Source organism: Vulcanisaeta sp. EB80, assembly GCF_002078205.2.
In genome coordinates this window covers 1-24,571 of sequence record NZ_LCWN02000009.1, presented here as the reverse complement: position 1 = coordinate 24,571, position 24,571 = coordinate 1, and the positions used below count along the sequence as shown (strand labels likewise).

General features: G+C 48.3%; 20 protein-coding genes and 2 pseudogenes. 12 read left to right on the top strand and 10 right to left on the bottom strand.

What is annotated here, in order from left to right:
* Nucleotides 1-30 precede the first annotated feature (30 nt).
* Nucleotides 31-1,025, top strand: a pseudogene (locus B7L70_RS13850) (citrate/2-methylcitrate synthase).
* Nucleotides 994-1,062 (top strand): annotated as a pseudogene (locus B7L70_RS13840) (hypothetical protein); the annotation flags it as partial. The pseudogenes B7L70_RS13850 and B7L70_RS13840, both read left to right, overlap by 32 nt.
* Nucleotides 1,063-1,297: 235 nt before the next feature.
* Here B7L70_RS13840 and carB read toward each other — a convergent pair.
* Nucleotides 1,298-4,420, bottom strand: a complete 3,123-nt coding sequence (gene carB / locus B7L70_RS02970; protein WP_081226416.1) for a carbamoyl-phosphate synthase (glutamine-hydrolyzing) large subunit — start codon at nucleotides 4,418-4,420, stop codon at nucleotides 1,298-1,300.
* The gene (gene carA, locus B7L70_RS02965; protein WP_081226415.1) at nucleotides 4,410-5,480 is read right to left on the bottom strand and encodes a glutamine-hydrolyzing carbamoyl-phosphate synthase small subunit; all 1,071 of its coding nucleotides are present in this window, start codon (nucleotides 5,478-5,480) and stop codon (nucleotides 4,410-4,412) included. Before carA ends, carB begins: the two co-directional genes overlap by 11 nt.
* Before the next feature lie 114 nt (nucleotides 5,481-5,594).
* Between carA and B7L70_RS02960 the strand changes: the two genes are divergently transcribed.
* The 6 genes from B7L70_RS02960 (at nucleotide 5,595) to B7L70_RS02935 (ending at nucleotide 11,325) form a co-directional block, all read left to right on the top strand.
* Nucleotides 5,595-6,791, top strand: a complete 1,197-nt coding sequence (locus B7L70_RS02960) for a pyridoxal phosphate-dependent aminotransferase (protein WP_081226414.1) — start codon at nucleotides 5,595-5,597, stop codon at nucleotides 6,789-6,791.
* Between the two features lie 78 nt (nucleotides 6,792-6,869).
* Complete coding sequence (locus B7L70_RS02955; protein ID WP_081226413.1) at nucleotides 6,870-7,682, top strand: [LysW]-aminoadipate/[LysW]-glutamate kinase; 813 nt, start codon at nucleotides 6,870-6,872, stop codon at nucleotides 7,680-7,682.
* 93 nt (nucleotides 7,683-7,775) lie between these two features.
* Nucleotides 7,776-7,952: an alpha-aminoadipate/glutamate carrier protein LysW gene (gene lysW/argW / locus B7L70_RS02950; RefSeq protein WP_081226412.1), complete on the top strand. Its 177-nt coding sequence runs from the start codon at nucleotides 7,776-7,778 to the stop codon at nucleotides 7,950-7,952.
* Between the two features lie 3 nt (nucleotides 7,953-7,955).
* Nucleotides 7,956-8,813 (top strand): lysine biosynthesis protein LysX, encoded by an 858-nt coding sequence (gene lysX / locus B7L70_RS02945; protein WP_081226411.1) that lies wholly within the window; start codon nucleotides 7,956-7,958, stop codon nucleotides 8,811-8,813.
* Between the two features lie 2 nt (nucleotides 8,814-8,815).
* Nucleotides 8,816-9,889: a M20/M25/M40 family metallo-hydrolase gene (locus B7L70_RS02940; RefSeq protein ID WP_081226410.1), complete on the top strand. Its 1,074-nt coding sequence runs from the start codon at nucleotides 8,816-8,818 to the stop codon at nucleotides 9,887-9,889.
* Nucleotides 9,890-10,056: 167 nt separating this feature from the next.
* The gene (locus B7L70_RS02935; protein WP_238376066.1) at nucleotides 10,057-11,325 is read left to right on the top strand and encodes a 2-isopropylmalate synthase; all 1,269 of its coding nucleotides are present in this window, start codon (nucleotides 10,057-10,059) and stop codon (nucleotides 11,323-11,325) included.
* Here the strand turns inward: B7L70_RS02935 and B7L70_RS02930 are convergent.
* Together B7L70_RS02930 and B7L70_RS02925 are read right to left on the bottom strand one after the other, a co-directional pair.
* The gene (locus B7L70_RS02930) at nucleotides 11,314-12,486 is read right to left on the bottom strand and encodes an aspartate aminotransferase family protein (RefSeq protein WP_081226408.1); all 1,173 of its coding nucleotides are present in this window, start codon (nucleotides 12,484-12,486) and stop codon (nucleotides 11,314-11,316) included. The two genes, B7L70_RS02935 and B7L70_RS02930, sit on opposite strands and share 12 nt — an antisense overlap.
* Before the next feature lie 7 nt (nucleotides 12,487-12,493).
* Nucleotides 12,494-13,384, bottom strand: coding sequence for a RimK family alpha-L-glutamate ligase (locus B7L70_RS02925; protein WP_238376065.1), 891 nt, complete (start codon nucleotides 13,382-13,384; stop codon nucleotides 12,494-12,496).
* A gap of 105 nt (nucleotides 13,385-13,489) precedes the next feature.
* Between B7L70_RS02925 and B7L70_RS02920 the strand changes: the two genes are divergently transcribed.
* Nucleotides 13,490-14,224: a hypothetical protein gene (locus B7L70_RS02920; RefSeq protein ID WP_081226407.1), complete on the top strand. Its 735-nt coding sequence runs from the start codon at nucleotides 13,490-13,492 to the stop codon at nucleotides 14,222-14,224.
* Nucleotides 14,211-15,287, top strand: coding sequence for an N-acetyl-gamma-glutamyl-phosphate reductase (gene argC, locus B7L70_RS02915; RefSeq protein ID WP_081226406.1), 1,077 nt, complete (start codon nucleotides 14,211-14,213; stop codon nucleotides 15,285-15,287). The genes B7L70_RS02920 and argC overlap by 14 nt, the downstream gene beginning before the upstream one ends.
* A gap of 47 nt (nucleotides 15,288-15,334) precedes the next feature.
* Here the strand turns inward: argC and thrC are convergent, their stop codons facing one another.
* Entirely contained in the window at nucleotides 15,335-16,462 is a 1,128-nt protein-coding gene (gene thrC, locus B7L70_RS02910; protein ID WP_238376064.1) for a threonine synthase, read from the bottom strand.
* A gap of 204 nt (nucleotides 16,463-16,666) precedes the next feature.
* Here thrC and B7L70_RS02905 point away from each other — a divergent pair, with 204 nt between their 5' ends.
* Nucleotides 16,667-17,644 carry a homoserine dehydrogenase gene (locus B7L70_RS02905; RefSeq protein WP_081226404.1) on the top strand — a complete coding sequence of 326 codons (978 nt, stop codon included), beginning with the start codon at nucleotides 16,667-16,669 and terminating at the stop codon, nucleotides 17,642-17,644.
* A gap of 18 nt (nucleotides 17,645-17,662) precedes the next feature.
* On the opposite strand, the gene asd is transcribed toward B7L70_RS02905, so the two are convergent.
* The 3 genes from asd to cimA form a co-directional block, all read right to left on the bottom strand.
* Nucleotides 17,663-18,682 (bottom strand): aspartate-semialdehyde dehydrogenase, encoded by a 1,020-nt coding sequence (gene asd, locus B7L70_RS02900; RefSeq protein WP_081226403.1) that lies wholly within the window; start codon nucleotides 18,680-18,682, stop codon nucleotides 17,663-17,665.
* Nucleotides 18,670-19,716: an aspartate kinase gene (locus B7L70_RS02895; RefSeq protein WP_238376063.1), complete on the bottom strand. Its 1,047-nt coding sequence runs from the start codon at nucleotides 19,714-19,716 to the stop codon at nucleotides 18,670-18,672. The genes asd and B7L70_RS02895 overlap by 13 nt, the downstream gene beginning before the upstream one ends.
* 375 nt (nucleotides 19,717-20,091) lie before the next feature.
* Complete coding sequence (gene cimA, locus B7L70_RS02890) at nucleotides 20,092-21,657, bottom strand: citramalate synthase (protein ID WP_081226401.1); 1,566 nt, start codon at nucleotides 21,655-21,657, stop codon at nucleotides 20,092-20,094.
* A 171-nt stretch (nucleotides 21,658-21,828) separates the two neighbouring features.
* Between cimA and B7L70_RS02885 the strand changes: the two genes are divergently transcribed.
* On the top strand, nucleotides 21,829-22,320 hold the full coding sequence (locus B7L70_RS02885) for a 3-isopropylmalate dehydratase small subunit (RefSeq protein WP_081226400.1): 492 nt from the start codon (nucleotides 21,829-21,831) through the stop codon (nucleotides 22,318-22,320).
* 4 nt (nucleotides 22,321-22,324) lie between these two features.
* Here B7L70_RS02885 and B7L70_RS02880 read toward each other — a convergent pair whose 3' ends face one another.
* Nucleotides 22,325-23,575, bottom strand: coding sequence for a 3-isopropylmalate dehydratase large subunit (locus tag B7L70_RS02880; RefSeq protein ID WP_081226399.1), 1,251 nt, complete (start codon nucleotides 23,573-23,575; stop codon nucleotides 22,325-22,327).
* Nucleotides 23,576-23,635: 60 nt separating this feature from the next.
* A complete protein-coding gene (ilvC, locus tag B7L70_RS02875) occupies nucleotides 23,636-24,571 on the bottom strand; it encodes a ketol-acid reductoisomerase (RefSeq protein ID WP_081226398.1) in 936 nt (311 codons plus the stop codon).

Here is a 24,571-nt window from a genome sequence, read left to right as displayed (position 1 = left end):
TTTATATTTTATTCTAAATCCTAATCGAGAATAGGCACGTCCACGGTTGCATGGGGTCTCGAGGGCATACAGGTTAAAGAAAGCGGCATATGCTTCATCGACCTCAACAACGGCAAGATCTACTATAGGGGCTACGACCTAACCGAGCTTGCCAACATGGCGGGCTTTGAGGAGGTGACGTACCTACTACTACACGGTAAGCTACCCAATAGGGAGGAGCTAAATGCCATAAAGGCTGAGTTAGCGAGGAATAGGGAGCTACCCAGCGAGTTGCTCACCCTCCTCAGGTCGTTACCTAGAGGTTTGAGGCCAATAGATGTGCTCAGGCTCTCAATAGACTACCTAGGCACGCTGGACAGGGAAGCATCTAGCAGGGGCTCGCACGACTACGAGAAGGCCCTAGCCCTAATAGCCAGGGCGCCAACGATAGTGGCCACGTACCACAGACTCAGCACAGGCAATGAGGTATCCAGGCCACGTAGTGACCTCGATCACGCGGCCAATTACTTCTACATGTTCTTCGGGAGGGAGCCGAGTGACGTAGAGAGGAGGGCCCTGGAGACAATGTTGATAACGTACATGGGGCACAGCATGAATAACTCAGCCTTCACAGCCATAACCGTGGCCTCCACATGGTCCGACATATACTCGGCGATTGTGGCAGCCCTATCGAGCCTAAAGGCCCACTACATGGCGGTGCAAGTTTCGAGGCTTTAAAGACGATCGTGGAGGTTGGTGATCCCGCTAAGGCTGAGGACTACGTAATCAGCAAGGTGAGGAGGGGCGAGAAGATAATAGGTTTCGGGCACAGGCTTTACAAGAAGTACACGGACCCCAGGGTTAACTACCTGAGAACGATCGCTGGGGAGTTGGCGAGGGAGAAGGGTGGCGAGTACCAGAGACTATACGAAACAGCATTAGCCCTGGAGAAGGCCGTGGAGAAGCACCTAAGCAGTAAGGGAGTTTACGCAAAACACAGACCTATACGCATCACTGATATTCTACACCCTAGGATTTCCACCTGAATATAATCCCGCAAACTTCGCAATAGCAAGGATCGTCGGTTGGGTAGCACATGTGCTTGAATACTGGCAAATGAATGGCCGATTAATCAGGCCCACCGAGAAGTACGTAGGACCCATAGGCCTTAAGTACGTACCACTCAATGAGAGGCCGTGAATAACAAATTATTAATTAAGTAGTGCTTATTTTCAACATTGCTTCACTATTCGTTTCGTGGCAAAATTTTGCCATGGCACGAAATTCGTCTCGTAGACTCATAACTTGTTTGGGTTGGTTAGTTTTTGGAAGTAGGGCTTGGGGTGTGTTGTGCTTCTTGTAGTTCCTCGATGTCTGGTTCGTTGCCTGTCCATAGCCACCTGAATGCTCGTGATAGTTCGAGGCCTAGTTTTGGGTGTAGGATTAATGGCGTTGCCGTGTCTGCGGCTAGTCTGCGTATTTCGTAGTCCTTATCCCTTGTGTCTCCCCCCGTGATTACGATGTCTATGCGTCCCGCCTTTATGTCTTCCTTGACTGTTGTTGTGTCTGTTATTACCTTGATCCACCCGTCTAGTTGGTTTGTTATTTCGTCGATTTGTTCCTTCAGGTACTCGTCGTATGTGTAGACTAGTGCGTTGTTTCTTGGGATCCTTGATGGGGTTGTGGATAGCCAGGCCTTGAGTAGGGCTTCCTGGAGTGTATGCCCACTTGATGCAACCTCGCCTGTGCTGTACATGACCGGGCCTAACCTTGGGTATGCGCCCCTGATCCTGCTCCAGGAGAATTGGCTTGCCTTAACCCACCAGCGCCTCGGTCTTAGTACCAGGTATTCCCTATCCATGCCTAAACCGCTCATTGCTGCCTTGACTGATAGGTCCATCAGGTTTATGCCGATTGCCTTGCTCGTGAATGGCATGGACCTGCTCGCCCTCACGTTCGCCTCTATCACGTATAGTTTGTCACCAACTATGAACTGTATGTTGAACGGACCCCTGATACTCAATGCAATTGCTATCTTGAATGAAGCCTCCGCCATCCTGACCCTCCAGCCATCATTCAGCCTATAGTCGAGGCCCCTGGGTGATATGACCATCGTGCTATCTCCCGAGTGTACGCCAGGTGGTTCGATGTGCTCAACGGGGATTGCTATGACGGACTTTCCGTCACTAACGCCGTCAACCTCTGCCTCAATGCCATTGCCTATGAACTTGGAGACAACCACTGGGTGTTCTGGGCTTATTCTGGTGGCCCTGCTCACGTACTTGACCAGATCATCCCTATTCCTCGCAAGCCCCATGTACGTGCCTCCAAGCACGTAGCTCGGCCTAATCATCACCGGGTAGTCCAGCCACCTCTCCACAATGCCTATCAACTCCTCCAAGGACCTTGCGAAGGTCCAGGGTGGTTGATCAATCCCCAACCCCTCGAGTAACTTTGAGAACTTTACCCTATCCTCGGCTAGGTCAATACTTTCTGGCGATGTCCCGAGTATCTCGCCATTGGATAGCCAGGACCTAGCCTTACCATAGAGCCTCTGCCCAATCTGTCCACCCGCCCAGAGGATGACTACCTTTGGCCTCTCCTTAATCAATATGTTCCTCAGGGTCTCCGGCGTTAATTCCTCAAAGAATAGCTTATTTGCGAAGTCCCAGTCGGTGCTCACGGTCTCCGGGTTGTAATTAACAATACCCACCCTATACCCAAGCCTCCTTAGGGCGAGGACTGTGTTAACCACAGCCCAGTCAAACTCCACGGAAACCCCGATCCTAAAGACGCCAGCCCCGACCACTATGGCATTCACACCAGGCCCTGTGTAGTCATCAACCTCACCACCGTGGGTTAGGTATAGGTAGTTCGTACTGGCCGGCCACTCACCAGCCAATGTGTCTATCTGCTTAACCACAGGCAACCTACTCGGTGCCTCACCGCCTAGTGCACGGCGTATCTGCTCCTCGCTGAAGCCTAGTACGTACAACTCCTCAACAACATCCTCATTCAACGTTATTAGGCCCTTCCTCAACCCCTCGTAGGCATCCACAACCCTCTTGATCGCGTTTAGGAAGAACTTATCGACACCTATCCACCTATTTATCTCGTCGACGGAGTAACCCTCCCTCAGTAGCACGGCTGCGTATAGGAACCAATAGGGCTTCCTCCTCATGACCTTATCCTTCGCCTCCTCAACAGTTGCCTCGTTGTATATGCGACCACCAACCAGGCCCGGCTCCCCAATGTCCAGCATCCTAACGGCTTTCTGCCAAGCCTCCTCAAGCGTTCTCCCTATACCCATTACCTCACCAATACTCATCATCTCGGGACCCAGGGATTCATCAACCTCGAACCTATCACCCTCCCACCTGGGTATCTTAACCACTATGTAGTCGAGACTTGGTTCGAAGGCAGCCACAGTCCTGTTCGTAACCCTATTAATCAACTCATCCAACCTATAACCCAGGGTTAATTTAGCGGCCATGTAGGCTAGTGGATAACCCGAGGCCTTACTAGCCAGCGCGCTCGACCTACTCATCCTAGGGTTGGTCTCTATGACGTACATGTCAGGCCCCCTTGGGTTTATTGCAACCTGCACGTTGCACTCACCAACCAGGTTTATGGCATTGGCGACACCGATAGACAACAGCCTAGCCCTCTGGTACTCCTCATTGGTTAGTGTTAGGCAGGGTGCCACCACGACAGAATCGCCCGTATGCACACCCATTGGATCTATATTCTCCATGCACACCACAGCCACAGAATTACCATAGGAATCCCTCATAACCTCAAACTCTATTTCCTTCCAACCACCAATGTACTTCTCAATCAAAACCTCCTTGATCTCGCTCTGGGCGAGGGCCTTATGATACTTGCTAACTAACTCTGCCTCGTTATTCGCCACAAAGGCACCCGCACCACCTAGGTTAAAGGATACCCTAGCCAGTACTGGGTATCCCAGCTTCCTCGCTGCATCCATGGCCTCGTTCAATGAGTACGTTGTTATTGAGGGTAGCGTGGGTATGCCATACCTACCCATCAACTCCTTAAACAACTCCCTACTCAATGCAGACCTTATGCCCTCTATTGGTGTACCCAGGACCTTAACACCGTACTTCCTAAGTACCCCAGAATCGTTTAGATTAATGCATGCGGACAGTGCCGTTTGCCCACCAAAGCCACACGCTATGGCGTCGGGCCTCTCCCTCTCAATAACCTTAGCCAGGTACTCGGTCCTTATTGGCACCAGGTAAACCTTGTCAGCAAAAACCTTTGTTGTCTGTACCGTGGCTATGTTTGGATTAACGAGTACCGTGGTTAATCCCTCCTCCTTATACGCCTTCAACGCCTGGATTCCCGAGTAATCGAACTCGGCAGCCTCGGCAACTTTTATCGGCCCACTGCCTATAATTAATACCTTCCTAGCGTCCATACCTCATCACTAACCTTGCAAACTCATCAAAGACCCAGTTTGTGTCTTGGGGACCAGGTCTCGCCTCTGGGTGGAATTGTGTCGTTATTATTGGTAGTTCCTCATGTATTAACCCTTCCACGGTTTTGTCGTCGGGTTGCACGGCCCACACCTTAAACCCGGTGCCTTTGATTGATTGTGGGTCTACGGCATATCCATGGTTGTGGGTCGTTATGTAAACCCTATTCCTAAGTAGGTCGAGGACTGGCTTGTTTATTGCCCTGTGTCCATACTTCATTTTGTACAACCTAGCCCCAATGCCTAGGGCTATTACCTGGTGTCCTAGGCATATGCCTAGGGTTGGTTTTCTATCCCTAATAATATCAACCACAGCATCCACAAGGAAACTAAGTAGGTTAGGGTTGCCAGGCCCATTACTGAGTAGGACACCATCGCAATTACTTATTGCCTCAGACCACATGTGGCATGGGTACCTAACGACCCTGAAACCCCTAGCCAATAAGCTCCTCACTATACCAAGCTTGACCCCACAATCAATAATTCCAATGCATGGTTTATCATCATCCCCATAACTAATGATGTCCTTAGGCGATACGAGCCTTGTGAAATCAATCTCATCATAACGTGGCGCATCCCTAACAAGCCTAAGTCCCTCATTCACATCATCAACTATAGTCCCCATCATGACACCAACCTCCCTCAACTTGACGGTCAACGCCCTAGTGTCAACCCTAAACACGCCAGGTACACCCTCCCTCCTCAACCACTCGTCAAGGCTCATGACTGAGGTGTAATGACTTGGCGATGTGGCGTCAAAGACAACAACACCACTAACCTGGATTGAGTCACTCTCCCACTGGTCCTGCGAAACACCGTAATTACCAATTAGGGGGCTTGTGAAAACGAGAATCTGACCCTTATATGATGGGTCGGTCAATGACTCTGGATAGCCAACGTTAGCTGTCGTGAATACAACTTCACCAACTGCATTTGTAACAGCACCAAAGGCGTAACCACGGTATACGCTCCCATCCTGAAGCACGAGATAGCGTCTCCTCAAGCCGAATCATTCATGAGGGTTATTATAAATATTTTATAAGCTTTGTCCTTAAAGAACCTATGCCACGGTTATGAATAAATAAAGTATATATACTTGAGTAAAATAGGGGAGACAATGCGCGGGTTCTCGCAAACAATAACCTTCCTGAGGGAGTCACCCACCAGGAAGATAGATGCGATCAGGGAGAGGTTAAAGCGTGAGAATAGGGATGTGATAAACCTATCCGCTGGGCAACCCGGGATACCACCGCCCATCGAGATTAGGTCCATGCTCGCCAACCAACTCATTGAGGGTAAGGGGATGGATCTGTATGGCTATACCCCGAGCCAGGGCATTATGGAGCTTAGGGAGGCAGTATCTGAGGATTTGAGGAGGCTTGGTGGTATCGATGTTAGCCCCGACAATATAGTTATAACGGCTGGCGGTCAGGAGGGTATGTTCGCGACTTTCATGACAATCCTAAATCCAGGCGATGAGGTTATACTCCTTGATCCAACATACTTTGGTTATAAGCCAATAATCGAGTACTTCGGTGGTAGGATTAAGAGGCTCGGCTTGAGCTTAAACGAGGGCTTCAGGGTTGATGTTGAGAAACTGAAGGAATTAATAACAAATAAGACGAAGGCCCTGGTAATAGTTTCTCCGGACAACCCTACGGGTAGCGTGATTGATAGGGATACGGCAAAGGCAATAGCAGATCTGGCAAAGGATGAGGATTTCTGGATTGTGTCTGATGAGGCATATAGAACGCTTATTTATGAGGGAGAGCACACATACATCTACAGATACGCCCCGGATCACGTAATATCAATAAACACATTCTCTAAGGATCCAGGCATTCCAGGATGGAGACTCGGTTTCATTTATGGACCCAGTGATGCAGTGCCCAAGCTTAAGTTAGCGGCTGAGGAGATGACCTATTGTCCACCAGTCATTGCGCAGAAGTTCGTAACCATGTACCTGAGGTCTGAGGTCAGGTTTAGGCATTTGAAATACATAGTTGAGGAGTATAGGTCTAGAAGGGATGCCGCGGTCAAAGCCCTTAGGGAGTACCTACCCGAGGCACGCTTTATTGTTCCAAGGGGTTCAATGTTCGTATTCGCAGACCTATCAGGCTACATAAAGGACTCGGAGAGGCTTGCCGAGCTTCTCCTTGAGAAGTTTGGTGTGACTGTGATACCTGGCACGTACTTCAGCGATATCTATAGGTCAGCGATTAGGATATCCTTTGTAGTCGAGAGTATCGATAGGATCGTCGAGGGTATTAGGAGGATTGCCGAGGCGGTAAGTGAATACGGGAGGTCCCTATAAATTCAAATTAATATATTTATTCAAAATAATCGTCGTCACGGTAATCCTTATAATTATTACCTACCGCGTAGTTACCAGATGCTAATCCTAATCAAGGTCGGTGGTTCCGTAATTCGAAAGGGCGTGGACAACCTCGTCAAGGAGGTCCCTAGGTTATTGGGCAATGGTCATAAGTTAGTGATTGTGCACGGTGGTGGTTACTTCGTGAGCGAGTTGATGGAGAAAATGGGGCTCAAGCCAAGGTTCGTGACAAGCCCCAGCGGCGTTACCAGTAGGTATACTGATCTCGAGACCCTCAGGGTTTACATTATGGGTATGATGTTCCTAAATAAGGACCTGGTTAGTAGGTTGCAGGGTGTTGGTGTTAACGCAATTGGGTTATCGGGTGTTGATGGTGGATTACTGAGGGCGAGGAGGAGGGAAACTATGGTAATAATAGATGAGAGGGGTAGGGAGAGGATTGTGGATGGTGGCTATACAGGTAAGATAGAGAGCTCGAACAGCGATTTCATAGTGAAGTTGCTAAATGATGGTTTTACGCCGGTGATAGCCCCAATAGCAATGGACAACAAGACAGGCGGTCCGTTGAATGTTGATGGAGATCAAGCACTTGAGGTTCTTTCATACTCATTAAGGCCCGACCTAGCGGTAATTCTCACGGACGTCGATGGTGTATTAATGAATGGGAAGGTTGTTGGTAGGGCATCTATTACCGAGGCGCAGGAGCTCTTTAAGAGCCAAGAGGTTAAGGGCGGCATGAAGAGGAAGGTGTACACAGCAATGCAGTTGGCAAGTAAGGGAATACGTGTCGTAATATCCAATGGAACAATCGAGAACCCCATATCCTCCGCAATCAACGGCTTTGGAACACACGTGATTCCTAACCAGTAGGGCGTGTCTTGTATATTTATACCCATGGCTTAACTATAAACTAAACATCGATTAACCGCAATGCTTAAATAGGCTATATTCACGTAACTACTGATGCCAACAAAGACCTCATGCCAGGTATGCGGTGCAGATATAGAAATACCAGACGATGTCCTTGATGGAGAGCTCGTTAGCTGCCCAAGCTGTGGCCAGAAGTACCAGGTGGTTATTCAGAATGGTTTGATACAACTGAAGCTAATCAAGGTTGAGGAGGAGGATTGGGGAGAGTAAGAGGTGGTTCTGATTGAAGCCATTGACTTCATATACGATGCAGTAAGGCTCGATGAGAAACTACTCATTAGGGAGTTCAACAACCTAAACGTTAATTATAGGTTGGTTAATGCTGGGGAGCTGACGCTAAACCTCCCAAACGGCAGTGATGGTGGCGCTGCTTTCATAAGGACGATAAGTCAGCATAAGTCGCAACTCGTGTCTCAACTCTACGAAGCCCTCGGTGGAATCTCGATAAACCCGGCAATGTCCATATTAATCGGTAATAATAAGGCAGTAACCCTCGCCATACTCAGCAGGGTGGGTGTCTCAATACCCAACACCGTGATTACCCTATCAGGGGATGTTGCAGTTAAGGTTCTCAACGCAGTCGGTATACCTGCCATTGTTAAGCCTGTCCATGGTTCCTGGGGTAGGCTAGTGAGCCTAGTGGGTGGTGTTGAGGATTTACAGCTCCTGGTTAGGCATAGGGATTCGATGGGTAATCCTCAGTACGGCGCATACCTTGTGCAGGAATACGTAAGGAAGCCTGGCAGGGACATTAGGGTAACGGTGGTTGGGGATAGGGCTGTGGCTGCGATTTATAGGTATGCGGTCAACGATGATTGGAGGACAAACACTGCAAGGGGTGGTAAGGCTGAGGCTGTCAGGGTGGATCCCGAGCTTGAGGACATAAGTGTTAGGGCTACCAAGGCCATAGGTGCCTACTATGCCGGTGTCGATGTTGTGGAGTCTGATGGTGGTTATAAGGTGCTTGAGGTAAACACCGTGCCCGAGTTCAAGAATGTCCAGAGGGTCACCGGTGTCAATGTGGCTAGGCACATCGTGGAGCTCGTACTCGATCTGACGAAGAGGGGTTAACCATGTTCACTGATGAGGCTAGGTTAAAACTATTGATGGAGGCACTGAGCATATACTCGCCCACGGGTGAGGAGCATGGGCTTACGGAGTTCCTCAGGGAGTTACTGGTTATGAACGGCTTCGATGCTAGGGTCGACAATGTGGGCAACGTAATAGCCGTTAGGGGTGGTGGCGAGCCCGTGCTATGGCTCCATGCGCACATGGACACGATACCAGGCTTCATAGAGGTTAAGCGCGAGGGCAATAAAATAATCGGTAGGGGTGCTAGTGACGATAAGGGCCCGCTCATGGCCATGGCGATAGCGTTCATGGAGAGCGAGTTGCCAAGGGGTACCCTGGTGCTTACGGCGGTGATTCACGAGGAGGGCGATAGCCTGGGCACCGCAAACCTGATAAGGGGTAACCACGTGCCCAAGCCTCACGGCGTCATAGTTGGCGAACCCACTGGTGTCAATAAGGTGGTGAATAAGTACAGGGGTGGAACGAAAGTAGAAGTTACGATTAAGACAAGGGGTGGTCATGCATCGAATCCTGACCTATCATCGAATTCCATATTGATAGCCATGGAGGTGTACAACAGATTACGTGAGTACCTAAGGGCTGGTGTGAATTATGAGGACTTCCTCGTGACTCCAACAATCATGAATTGCGGCAGGGCGGAGAACATGATACCGAGCAATTGCAGGTTAGTACTGGATGTTAGGATACCACCCGGCAAGTCATGCAATGACGTTAGAGATGCAATCATTAAATTGGGTAATGAGTTCGGTGGTTACGGTAACATAAACATTAAGTGGTGTACGGAGCCCGTGGAGGTACCAGTTGATAACCCTGCCATGAGGGCTGTGTCTAGGGCAATAATAAAGGTCCTGGGTGAAAAACCGGTGCTAGCGAGGAAATGGGGTACCAGCGACATGAATGATCTAGCCCAATTAACAAGGAACCTTGTAGCCTATGGGCCAGGCGACGGTTTTTCATCGCACTCACTCGAAGAGTACATACTTGTTGAGGATTACCTAAGGGCCATTGAGGTCTATAAACAAGCCATTGTTGAATTTATGAATATTTACAAGTAATTACCATATAGATGATTATTTATTATTGAGGGTAAAATTTATAAATTATTTATTTCCACATAAGCCCGGGGGTCTCTATTGAAGTCCCAGGTAGTAACCCAGGCAATGCGGAGGAGTTAATCAAACTACTTAGGAGGGAGGGTATTGATTACGTAGATGTTGACAGCGTGCTTAAGGATGTTGTAGGTCAATGGCCATTACCGCCTAGGTTATCTTTCGATGGAGTTTATGTGGAGCCTGATATCCCGAGTGAGTTGTTCATAACCGACACAACGTTTAGGGATGGTCAACAGGCCTTTTACATGTACTACTCCGTCGAAGATGCGGTCAAGCTCTTTAAATTGCTTGGGAATTTGGATAATGGTAGTGGTAGGATAATAAGGAGTGAGTTCTTCCTCTATACGGAGAGGGATAGGAGGCTTGTTAAGGCTGTTAGGGAGCTTGATCTCGAGTATCCCAAGGTTATTGGTTGGGGTAGGGCTAGGGTTGATGATGTCAGGTTGGTTAGGGAGGCTGGGCTTGATGAGATGGTGATGCTCATGTCCATATCCGACATACACATTAGGTATAAGTTTGGCTCGACTAGGGATAGGGTTGTTGAGAAGTACCTGGAGGCGGCTGAGTATGCGCTGGGGGGTGGTGTTAGGCTTAGGTGTAGTTTGGAGGATGTGACTAGGGCTGACGTGGTCGGCTTCGTAATACCTTTCGTCGAGAAATTGCTCAGGTTAGGCGAGAGGTATGGTGTGGATATTGTAATTAAGCTCCCGGACACGACAGGTGTTGGTGTTCCATACCCCTTCGCCTCACTGCCATACAGTATACCAAAGCTTGTGTGGGTGTTTAGAAGGGTGTTGGGTGTGTCTAGCGAGAACTTGGAATTCCATGGCCATGGTGACTACCACATGGCCGTTGCCAACGCAGTCTCTGCCTGGTTGTATGGTGCTAGTGTGAATAATGGTACGTTGCTTGGTATTGGGGAGAGGGCTGGCAATGTGCCGATAGAGTCATTAATCATTTGGTACACTAGGATTAAGGGGTCTCTTGATGGTATGAACCCGAGGGTCCTTAGAGACGTAATTGAGGTCTTCTCATCAATGGGTTATAGGGTGCCTACGTACCAACCCATAGTTGGCGATAACGCCTTCACCACAGCCGCCGGGATACACATAGACGCCCAGTTGAGGAACCCAATTACCTACCTATCCATGGACCCGGGCCTTGTTGGTCGTGAGGCCAGGATAATGATAGGGCCATATTCGGGGAAGTCCTCGATTAGGCATTGGCTTAGGTTACATGGTTTCGCCGTTAATGAGGAGCTCGTCGATGCAGTTTATGAGAGGGTTAAGTCGTTATATGACAATGGGCTTAGGAGGGAGCCATTGAGTGATGAGGAGTTAACCAGGATAGTCAATGAGCTAGTAAAATTACTCGGCTAAGGCGTTCTTTAATGCTGTGACCGCTAAATTAATATCATCATCGTTTATGCAGTAGGGTGGTAATAGCCTAATTGTTGTGCCGCCAGCCACACTCGTTAGTAGCCTTAAACCAATCAACTTATCAACATAGGGCTCAGCCCTCTTCTTCAACTCCACACCAAGCATCAACCCGAGGCCCTTAATCCTTAGCACTGGCTTTAGATTCCCAACCTCATCCTCCAGAATCCTCATGAACCTCTCACCAAGCGCCCTGGCCTTACTGGGCACATCCTCACTGATCAAAACCTCAACGCCAGCCCTAGCCGCTACCATGACCAACGGATTACCCGCAAACGTGCTGCCATGTTCGCTCGAGTCGAATACATCGCCGAACTCCCTCCTAACCACGGCAATACCTATGGGTAAACCACCCGCTATTGCCTTACCCGCGGTGAATATGTCTGGCTCAACGCCGTAACGCTCAAAGGCCCACACACTGCCCGTCCTACCGAACCCCGTCTGTACCTCGTCGAATATCAAAAGCACATTCCTCTCTCTAGTCACCTGCCTCAGAGCCTTTAAGAACTCAGGCTTTGCTGGGTTAACCCCTCCCTCGCCCTGCACGGGCTCTACAATTACTGCTGCTAGGTCCTCGGTGACCAACTTATCGACCTGTTCAACGGCATTGAACGGCGCGAACCTGACCCGGTAGGGTAATGGCTCAAAGGCCCTCCTGTACTTCTCATTGCCGGTAACGGATAGGGAGCCTAGGGTTCTCCCATGGAATGAGTTTAGGAATGCAAGGAACTCCGCCTTCTTACTAATCTTCCTGGCAATCTTCAATGCAACCTCAACAGCCTCAGTGCCACTATTTTGAAGAAACACCTTTCCGAAGCCACTAGGTAATATCCGGGAGAATTCTTTGACGAACTCGGCTCTAGTCTCGTTATAAAACGTTAGTGGCACAGTGAATATTTTATCGAGTTGCTCCCTGATTGCGTTAACAATCCTCGGGTTCGTATGGCCCAAGAAAGCCACGCCAAAGCCTGTATGCATGTCTAGGTACTTATTACCACTCGAATCCCACACATACTGCATACTGCCCCTGACAATATTCAACGGCTTCTTACTGTAATACCTAGCCAGGTACTCATCCTCAAACCTAAGTATGTCATCACTCATTGTCGAATCACCTCCTGGCGACGCTTAATACATACTCAACTATTTTACGCGGTATATTAACGCCTGAGGCACCCATCAGGCCCTTAAACTCGGGTATTGCGTTGACCTCGTTGACCAGGTAACCACCCCCAGGACTATAGAGTAAATCAACACCTGCGTAATCAAGCCCCAAGGCCTCGGTTGCCTTGACAGCTATTTCATAGGCATCATCACCCAACCTAACACCGTGGGCAGCGCCACCCCTTGACACATTACTCCTCCAATCACCATTACTTGGCTTCCTCATCATTGAAGCCACGACTTCACCGCCAATAACGAAAACCCTGTAATCCGTGCCGTCACCGATGAAGGGTTGTACCATGGCAACCCTGGAGTAGGAGTCGCCAAGGGCCCTATGCTTGAGGAGCAGCGATAACTCATCACTACTACCCACTAGGCTCACTAGCCTGCCCCAGGACCCGTGGACAGGCTTAACAATGGCCGGGTAATTAATACCATCACCCTGCAGGTTTGTTGATAATACGAGTTTCGTAGGTACCACAGGCACCTTCGACCTAGCCAGTATTGACAGTGCAATGGCCTTATTCCAGGAATTCTCTATGGCCATACCATTATTTATCGTTGTAATCCCACGTATATTCAATATACGCGCCACCAAGCCGGCCTTAGAGTGGCTCAGCGCCCTAATAAGCACGATGTCGAAACCCTCCTCGTAATCATTAAGGTTCAATGACATGTCATTAATGTTTACAAGCCTAACCTCGACACCAAGTGCCTTAAATTCATTGATTAACAGCTTCTCCTCAATCCTTAGTATATCGTAGAGTATGGATATCGAGGATCCCCTGGGATTGTCCCTATTAGTGGTTCCCGTTCCATCACTGCCACGGGTGGGCATATACATATGCTATATAAGTATTGCGCCCATAAAAATAGGGAATCCTATACCCCTGTACTTGATAAAGAAAATATTTAAATTTCACAGGCGCCTCGACCTTCCTAGGTGGTTGTAATTGAAGCGGTGGGGCAAGACCTCGTCCTCGTCCTTGATAAGTATGGACCACTAGAGCAGCAATTATACAATAAGTTACTCAATACTGGGCTTAAGGTTGGTGCTGTTAATGTCAAGAATGATGCGTTAAAGCCTATGCAAAGTAAGGCCGTATTACTTCTAGATGATGTCTTCGAGTCGTTCGTTCTATCAAGCCTGTTTAATAATACGTTGAACCCACATAATGTTTATGCCATGGGGATAAATAGGGCATTACTATTTAAAGAGCTAAGGAAGATGGGGTACCCAACGCCCGAGTTTAATATAGCGCTTGACCCAAATGTTGTGGCTAAGGTTGTTAGGGGCATCGGCAGGGCTTATATGGCTACACCAGCCCCATCGCTTGGGCTTGATGGTGTTGTAATAACGTGGGAAGGTAGTAAATCAATAGCTGAGCATAGGATGTATATGGAGAATTCGTTGGCCAGGGTGAACATGCTCATGAAGGCACCCGAGAAATTATTCAATGCCCAGGTTATTGGGGATAGGTGTGTTGGTTGTGGTTCTTTGGAGAGCACGTTATTGAGGCTTAGTAGGGATATAGGTTGTGTGTTATGTACCTACGTAATCGGTACCTATAATGGCGAACAGATGGTGCTAGGGCTTGACCCCAGGGTTGAGTTAACCGTGGAGAATATCGATCAATTCATGAATGCAATCGTGGGGTGGTTAAATGGTAGGTGGTAGGTATAGGGCCTGTGTTGTTGGGGCCAGTGGAATCACTGGTGGTGAGTTGCTTAGGCTGTTAATTAATCACCCAGGCATTGAATTGTCCTGCGCAACGTCTAGGGAGTTTAAGGGCGAATACCTATTCAGGGTTCACCCAAACCTTAGGGGCAGGACTAACTTAACGTTCATCGATTCAACCATAGACTCCGTACTTAAGCATGACGTGGATGTCGTGTTCCTAGCCTTACCCCATGGGCAAAGCCTTGGGTGGGTTCCCAAGCTGTACGAGAGCGGCATCACTGTGATAGACCTATCAGCAGATTTTAGACTTAAGGATCCTGCGGCATATGTCGAGTGGTATGGCTGGGAGAAGCCGCATCCATACCCAGACCTGCTGGCTAAGGCTGTGTATGGACTACCCGAATTACATAGGGAGGAGCTTAGGGGCGCTAAGCTAATTGCCGTACCCGGCTGCATGGCGACGGCAGCAATAATATCACTGGCGCCAATCGTTAAGGCCGGCCTTATCGATACCGATAGGATAGTGGTTGATGCGAAGATATCAAGCTCTGGAGCTGGCGCCCACGCACCAAGGCTCGATCTGCACCCGTTCAGGACATACGTCATTAGGCCATACGAGGTTGTTCACCATAGGCACACCGCTGAGATAGAGCAGGAACTGGGTCTACTAATTAATAGGCGGGTTCGCGTAGCCTTCACACCACATGCTGTGGACTTGGTTAGGGGCATACTAACGACATCGCACACATGGCTTGTTAAGGATGTGTCTGAACCAGACATATGGAGGGTGTATAGGTCAATGTATGGCAATGAACCATTCATCAGGCTTGTGAAGGACAGGGCTGGGTTCCAGAGATATCCAGACGTTAAGTACGTAATAGGTTCTAATCTCGTGGATATTGGCTTCGAAATAGACAATAGGTTGGGTAGGTTAGTGATATTATCAGCAATTGACAACCTAATGAAGGGGGCCAGTGGACAAGCCGTACAGGCTATGAATGTGGCCTTAGGATTTGAGGAAACAACAGCCCTAAACCAAGTACCACTCTACCCTGTATGACCTTTTTCAATCTTACTTTAAATTCAACACGACCTTGCAATTATCCCTCACGTTTTAAGTAAACGCCTTAATTCCTCCAGTGAGGAAATAGTTATAGACTGAACATTGTCTCGAACTAGGATATCGGGATCCTTAAGCGCATGGCCTGTTGCAATTAGAACTACCCTATCGTTCACATCAACAATACCCTCTTTCAACGCCCTTAGGTAACCTGCTAAGGAAGCTGCGCTCGCAGGTTCCACACCAACACCCTCCCTACCCAACATTCCCTGGGCCCTTATTATCTCCTCATCAGAAACCTCGAGGAATAAGCCGTTGCTGTACTTAACAGCCCTATACGCCCTAAACCAGTTAACGGGTTTCCCAATCCTTATTGCAGATGCCACTGTCCTTGGATTATCAATCCTAGCCTCACCCAAACCCCTCCAGTACCTGACCATTGGTGCCGCGCCCTCAGCTTGAACCCCAATCATCCTAGGTACCCTATCAATAACACCCAACTCAAGCAATTCCCTGAAGCCCTTCCATATGGCGTAGATGTTACCGCCATTACCCACCGGGACAAACACGAAGTCCGGTACTCCAATCTCCTCAATAATTTCAAAGGCTATGGTCTTCTGACCCTCAAGCCTCCATGGATTTATCGAATTAAGTGGATAGTAATTGATGTCATTAACAGCACCATCACTAAGTACAGTATCGAGTACGTACTCCAAGGCGTTGTCAAACGTACCAGGCACCTCCACAATACGTGCACCATGTAGTACTGATTGGGCAAGCTTCCCCCTCGCAACATTACCCTTGGGAAGAACCACCACGCACTCAAGCCCAGCCCTGGCTGAGTAGGCTGCGGCAGATGCGGCGGTGTTACCCGTGGATGCCACAACAACACCCCTGACACCCAGCGATACCGCTAACGACGCACCCACAGTCATGCCCCTATCCTTAAAGGAACCCGTTGGATTTGCACCCTCAAACTTAACATAGGCATTTGGATACTCCCTCAACCTTATTAATGGTGTCGATCCCTCACCCATGGTAACAACATGATTCAACCCTGGCAACAAATCCCTATACCTCCAAACACCCCTACCGCGAAGCTCACCCCACCTAATGTGAGCCTTGCCCGTGTCCACTAAGGTATCGAGAAGTTCCCCACACCTTGGGCACCTCATGACGAATGGGCTTGGCTCAACCTCGTAACCACACCTTGGGCACTTAAGGACGTATTTACTGAAGGGTTTTATTAGTTCCTGGTTTCCATTTCAAACCCCCTGATAATCTGTTAAATAGGTTATTTAAGCATTACCATCAAATTAATAGGGTATTGAGCTCACGTAATACTTTAAATAAATGCGAAAGCACAATGTAGTTACATAATGCAGGCAATTAGGATCTTAATAGTAGGCTTTGGAAATGTTGGGCAGGGTTTCTTTGAGCTACTCACCAGGGTTAAAGGTAGGTTGGGGCTCAATGTCGTTGTTACGGAAATAATAGATAGGAGGCGTGGTCACATAATAAATCCAAAACCTAGCATACTTAATGAGGCAATTCAAGGCAGGTTATTAGGAGATAAGGTCGAGGTTGATGAGATTCCAAGGTTAATATCTGAAAGCAATGCAGATATAATGTGTGAGTTCACGGACCTTGTTGTGAGGTCAAAGGGTGAACCCGCATTTACATACCTAGCCACGGCATTGAGAAGTGGTAAGCACGTGATCACCACTAATAAGGGCCCAATAGCGTTTCATTACGATGAGTTGATGGAGTTAAGTAGGAGGTATGGTAAGCTCGTTAGGTTTAAGGGCACCGTCATGGCTGGTACGCCATCCTTCAACATACTCAACCTATTACCTGGAGCTCACGTGGAGTCATTCATGGGCATTCTCAATGGTACCACAAACTTCATTCTAACTAAGATGTATGAGGAGGGCTTGTCCTTCGATGATGCACTAAGGCTCGCCCAGCAATTGGGCTATGCCGAGGCGGACCCATCTCTAGATATTGATGGGCTTGATGCGGCATTGAAGACTATAATTTTGTCGAGGGTCATCGGTTGGAAACATGAGTTAGAGGGCATGGAGGTTAGGGGAATTAGGGGCATTGACATCAGGGGGTATGGTGATAAGGTCGTTAAGTTGATAGCCTATGCCGATAAGGATAAGGCATATGTGAAGCCAATACCACTGGATAAGAACGATATACTAGCCCACGTGTCACGAAACCTGAACGCCCTGAGGTTAAGACTTGATACTCTGGGTGAGTTAACGATAATAGGGTCCGGCGCTGGTAAATACGAGACAGCCCAGGCGGTGTTGACGGATCTAGTAGACATATTAAATGCAATGAGGCATTAAAGTCCAATTAAAAATAGATCATATTAATTTCAAATGCTTCATGGTCTCTAATGTTAGGATTGTTATTCCTGCAGCCCCACGGACGAGGTTATCGCCCAAAACAACCATCCTAAGCACGTTATTCCTAACCGAAACCCTACCCACACTAACAGCCATTGGGTCTAAATCCCTAGCGGGTTGTGGCGCATCAATCCTATCCAGCACCTTCACCGGTTCCTTAGGTGCCGTGGGTAATTCAGCTTCCTGGGGTAATGATCTAAAGTTCCTTAGGGCATTAATTATCTTATCCCGATCCATTGGCTCCTTGAGTACAGCGTGTATTACTGCCATGTGCCCATACTTAACGGGTACCCTCGTCGATGTTACATAAATGGGTTTTTCCCATGGCTCATAATTGCCCGGTGATTGTTTTCCAAGCATTTTGTTTATCTCCGCGTCAATTTTTTCCTCCTCACCCTTTATGAATGGTATTACATTACCATCAATCGCCAGGTAGGAGAGCCCCAGGTAACCCGCGCCTGATACGGATTGCAGTGTGACTATGTGCAACTCGTGAATCAAGTCCTGGAGTGGCTTTAGGGGCATTGATATTATCGCGGCCGTACAATTCGGGTTCTTAACCAACCAATTACCCTTAGTACTCCTAAGAATCTCAAGGTGGTTCCAATTAACCTCGGGATTTATCAAAGGAACACTGGGGCTTAACCTCTCCGGTGATGCGTTGGACACAACATTAATTCCTGAGGCAAGCAATTTACTCTCTACGGAACCGGCAACCTCGTTGGGTAATGCCGATAATACGACATCAACATCCTTGTGATCAAGGGGTTCCGTGGATACTAACTCTATGTCCCTTGCATACTCAGGTATATCGCCGGGTATGAACCAGTGGACAGCGTCGCCATACCTACGCCCAACCTTACCCGGCGATGCGGATAACTTAACCACATCGATGAATGGGTGATTCTCGAGAAGCTTAACCATCCATTGTCCAACAAGCCCTGTGGAGCCTAGTATGGAGACCCTCACCCTACCCATTTTCTCACCCACCTATGCAAGTCCTTAACTAGGCGTAAGGTATCCTCACCGTTACCGTTACTGAGTAGGGAGACCACGTGACTCCCCTCATGCATTACGTGCTCCACCTTGTATGACGAAGCGATACTCACGATCTCGCGGATAAAGCTCTCATTATTAGCTATACCGCACCCAACAACTGAGACCTTATACCTACTATCCCCAACCCTACCCACATTAACTATCTTAGGCGTCTCTACACACCTATTATTTATATACGTCCCATAGTCAAGCCATGGACTCGTTATCAGCGTTAAAATCCTACTCTTAAGTAATGGCTCGAAGGTCTTTGGGTGGAACTTCTTGGCGCCAACTATCGATGCTGCGTATGCCTCCTCATAACAAATTTCTCTAATGAGCACCGGGTCATCCACAACCCTGGGGTCGCCGCTTAATAAGCCACCGCTGTCCGTGTAGAATGTTAGCCTTGACGCGTTTAGGTAACTAGCCAGTAATGAGGCTGTGTAATCACTGCCACCCCTACCCAGTGATGTGTATCTACCGTCCAGGGTCACGCCGAGGAAACCCGGTACAATGAGTACATCGTACTTACCAAGCAGGTTTAGGAGTTTAGCACGAACATTACCACTACTCAGCTCATGCATCACATCGGCATTGCCCCAATTCTGATTCGTAACCAGGCCCGGCTCATAGACTGCCTTGGCTTTGACGCCAAGTACATCATTTAGAACCCCCTCCACGAGTAACGACGAGAGGAGCTCACCATGGACGACCACGTAATCCTTAACCCACGGTTCCCCGAGATTTATGAACCTACGCAACTCCTCATTAACTAACTCCAGGAACCTAACGTACGGGCTCAAGCCTAGGTCGTGAGCCTCGTCCATGTATACCGAGAGAGCCTCATTTATTATCGCGGGATTGTGCTCATCGAAGGCTTTGATAAGCAAGTCTGTTACACCCTTCATTGCCGAGATAACAAGGATTAGTTTTCCACCGAAGTCCCTACCAACAACCCTACCTATAGTCCTCAAAACAGACCCTCTTGTCAGTAGGGAACCACCGATCTTTGAAACCCGGAGGTCCCTCTCTAGTACTTGGTTTCCATTTCCATCTCACCACCTATATAGGCACGCACATTATACCTATTTAAAATTTACCTTCTTCAACAAAATATATACCACCAATCGTAATATAAATAGCAATAATAATAGTGGGAGTATCCATGGCAATTATTTACTAAAATCAATATTTTTAATTATTAATTATTTATTTTAATTATTACTGGAATCTCACATATACTCCTAATAATCCCAACACGGCATCCCAGGCGGTGATCTTAACGCTCATATTAACACCTAATTGAAAACCAAGTTATATCTTAAGGGGTATTTGGATGTGGTTATATGCTATCTTTCTACTTCATGTTTAAGTTGTTGCGGGTTTAGGTTTCTCATGAGGATGTAGTAGTTGAGTCCATCTAGGAGTGCCAGTATGCTTGCGTGGACTATGCTCGTGGATAGCCCCATGGTTCTCCACGTTACTTTCCCATCATTGAATTCCATAAGTACCCTAACTACACTCTCCGTGCTTTTGACTTCCCCTGGTAGTACGACTCTGTAATCCGTCAGCTTGACCCGTCCCAACTCTGGGTATACCCTAGTTGCTATATTCCTTATAGCTAAGTCCACGGCGTGGACTGGGCCTACGCCCTCGGCTACGCTTAGTTCGTTGTTGACCTTAACGACGGCTATGTTCAACGAGCCCTCACCAATGACCTTCCAATAATCAATCCTGAGGTAATCCCTGAATAGCCCAAGCTCCCTCATCGCTATGAGTATTGCGGATGCTGGGGCCAAGTCGAAGCTATAACCCTCATTCTCAAGCTCCTTGATCCTATCCAGAGCCCGTTTAAGCCTGGGATCCCCCTTATCGACGTTGATACCTAAATCCATCAGGTAAATGAGTAGGTTTGATGCCCCAGCTAGTTCTGAAACAATGAATCTCCTCGAATTACCAACCAATTCGGGATCTATGTGCTCATAGGCCCTGGTAACCTTAGACACGCCATCAACGTGAAGTCCGGCTTTATGGGAGAAGGCAAAGTCACCCACGTAGGGTTGGTACGGGTTTGGACTTAGTCCCGCTGCCTCGTACACGAACTTAGAGATTACCTTCAATTTTCTTAAGCTCGCTGGGTCCTTCAGAACCTTAAAACCCATCTTAAGTACTAGGTTGGGCAGTACCTGGACCAGGTCGGCATTGCCTGTCCTCTCACCAATGCCGTTTATGGTCCCTTGTACATGCCTGGCACCAGCGAGTACGCCCATGAGTGTGTTGGCCACTGCACAACCTGAGTCATTATGCATGTGAACACCAACCTTGACCTTGAGCTCCCTCACTACCTTAGACGTTATTTCATAAACGTCCATGGGCAGCATGGCGCCGTTGGTGTCCGCGAGAACCACAACCTCGGCACCAGCCTCCTCAGCGGTTTTGACAACCTTAAGTGCATATTCAGGGTCCTCCCTAAACCCCTGGTAGAAGTGCTCTGCATCAAAGATAATGCTTAATCCGTGGTCCTTAAGGTACCTAATGCTTTCATACACCATCTCCAGGTTTTCCTCGGGACTAGCCCTAAGGACTTCCTTAACGTGGAGTGTCCAGGATTTACCTACGATGACCGCAACATCCACATCCGCATTCAATATAGCCGCCAGGTTAGGATCATCCCTAGCATTAACTCCTTTTCTCCTGGTCATCCCAAAGGCTGCTAACTTAGCATGGCTTAGCGGGTGTTCCTTCATTATCCTGAAGAACTCCGCATCCTTGGGGTTCGACCCAGGCCAACCACCCTCTATGTAATCGACACCTAGGTCATCAAGAAGCAGTGCTATCTTTACCTTATCATTCAATGTGAAGGATATGCCGGTGGCTTGGGCGCCATCCCTTAGCGTTGTATCAAGGACCTCTATTGATTTCTAGACCACCCATACAAAATAGCACCAGATATATTGCCTATTTAAGCATTACCACCATCTATTTAATAGATGGTGTCCGCTCCCAATATGAATGGAGTTGATAAAGCATTACCAAAGAATAAAATATAGAGTAATTATTTAAAAGCGTAATTCTATGCGTATAATGTGCTTGTGGTAGAGGGTCCCGTGATAAAGGTAGGCGACAACATAGACACAGACGTTATAATACCAGCCAAGTACCTAGTCTACACAGACCCAGCGGTATTGGGTAAGCACGCGATGGAACCATTAGATCCCCACTTCTACGAGAAGGCTAGCAGGGGTGTCATCCTGGTGGCCGGTAAAGCCTTCGGCATGGGCTCGAGTAGGGAGCAGGCAGCCATTGCGTTAAAGGCTGCGGGTGTCAAGGCAGTACTAGCCGAGTCATTTGCAAGGATTTTTTACAGGAACGCCATCAACAACGGCTTACCAGCACTCGTAGTACCTGGAGTTAGCAGGTTAATTAATGAGAATGATTGGGTACGCGTAATTGTAGACACAGGCGAGATCACGATTAACAATTCAAAGGTGATTAAGACCAAGCCAATAACAGGAGTAGCGTTAGAGATATTGAAAAGCGGTGGTTTGCTTGAGTATCTAAAGGGACGTGGAATTTAACGAGTTAAGACATTAGTGACCTCGGGTCAGTCAGTTTTCCAGTTAGGGCTGCTGCAGCAGCTACTGCCGCATTGGCTAGATATACCCTACCCTCCTTAGACCCCATACGTCCTATAAAATTCCTATTACTAGTTGATACTGCCACCTCGCCAGGACCAACAAGCCCGAAGTGGCCTCCAATGCATGGTCCACAGGTTCCGTAGGTAACCACGCAGCCGGCTCTCGTTAGCACGTCTATGTAGCCAAGTTCGAGCGCCTTAAGGAATACGTCCCTTGAGGCTGGTATTGCGATGCACCTGGCCTTTGCCTTACCCCTCCTTAGTATCCTCGCTGCAGCCTCAATATCGCTGAGCCTACCGTTTGTGCAGGAGCCTATGAATACGTAGTCAACATCTAAGCCCTCAACTTCCCTTATTGACTTGACGTTGTCAACACTATGTGGTGCAGCGATTAGTGGTTCAAGTCTATTAAGTTCGATATTGTACTCATCGGAATACTTAGCATCGGAATCGGGCGTTATTGGTTTAGCATCAATACCCCTGGTATTACGTATGTAATTGATTGTTTCCTCATCGGGGATGAAGATCGCTGCATCAGCGCCCATTTCCGTACCCATGTTGGATACGGTAGCCCTGTGATCCATTGGGAAGTTTTGCGGCTTCTCTACAAAGAATTCTACAGATTTACCGCTCAGACCTTCGGCTTTGAATTCACCGAGTATGTGGAGTGCTACGTCCTTGCCGTAAACACCAGGATTAAGCTTACCAATTAATTTAATCCTGAAGGGCTCCGGTACGGTGAGCCAAGTCCTCCCTGTAATCACTATTGCCGCTATATCACTAGCACCCAGGCCCTGTGCAAAGGCGCCAATCGCGCCAGCCGTGGTTGTATGGCTATCGGCGGCCATGACCACCTGCCCAGGCAAGGCATACCTTTCAAGAAGCAGTTGGTGTAGTATGCCGTCACCAACATCGTGGAAGTACTTAACACCGAGGGACCTAGCGAACTTCCTCAAGCCAACTTGAATCTCGGCAGCTCTCTCTGTCGGTGGTGGCGCCAAGTGGTCGAAGGCTAGGACGAACTTGTCAACGTCCCAAATCCTAACCTTGCCTACCTTCTCCATAACCTCTACCACATGATATCCCGTTAGATCGTGGAAAGCCACCAAATCCACCTGAACCTCAATCACCTCGCCAGGTGATACCGACCTTCCAGATGCCCTATTAAGCACCTTTTCCGTGAGTGTTAAACCCATTGGTTGGGTTTATTTTTAAATATTTATATGCATTATTCTTCTCAATAACTTAAGTAGTCATTAACCCCTCATCATTCTTCTAAGTTCACTTCCCACAATCTCGATTTGGTGTTTTTCAATACTGCTTAATAACTCCTTAAGTCTGGGTGCACCCCTTGAGTATTCCTCAACCCACTCCTTAGCAAACTCACCGCTCCTAACTCTCTCTGCAGCCTCCTTCATGCGCTTCTTAACATCATCATTAATGACTTGGGGTCCTACGGTAAGCCCACCGTACCTAGCGGTTTCACTTACACCTAGGAGCATGCCAGTTAATCCCTTCTCCCATATTAGGTCCATGATTAGTTTAGCCTCGTTTAGTACTTCGAAATACGCGACCTCAGGTTGATACCCAAGTTCGACCATCGTCTCGAAGCCCTTCCTAATTAACTCCATCAATCCTCCCACAAGCACGGTCTGCTCACCAATTAGGTCCGTCTCGGTTTCCTCAGCGAAGGTTGTCTCTATGACACCAACCCTAGTAAAGCCGTTAGCCTTGGCAATGGCTAAGGCCGTTTTAAGGGCGTTGCCTGTGTAGTCCTGGTGGACCGCGACGAGTGCAGGTACACCCCAACCCTTCACGAACTCATCCCTGACAGCCCTTCCAGGCGCCTTGGGCGCTATGAGGACTACATCCACGTTAGCTGGTGGTTTAATTAGGCCAAATCTTATGTTGAATCCGTGGGCAAAAATCACGGTAGCACCAGGCTTTAGATTTGGCTCTATCTCCTCGCGCCAAACGCTTGGTTGGACCATGTCAGGTAGAAGCACTGCAATAACGTCAGCCCTCCTTACAGCATCGGCCACTGAGTAAACCTCAAAGCCCTCCTGCTTAGCTAGGTCAAAACTTTTACCTGGCCTGACCCCCACAATGACCCTTAACTTACTATCCCTCATATTTAGTGCCCAAGCCCTACCCTGAATTCCGTAGCCGAGTACAGCTATTGTCCTACCCAT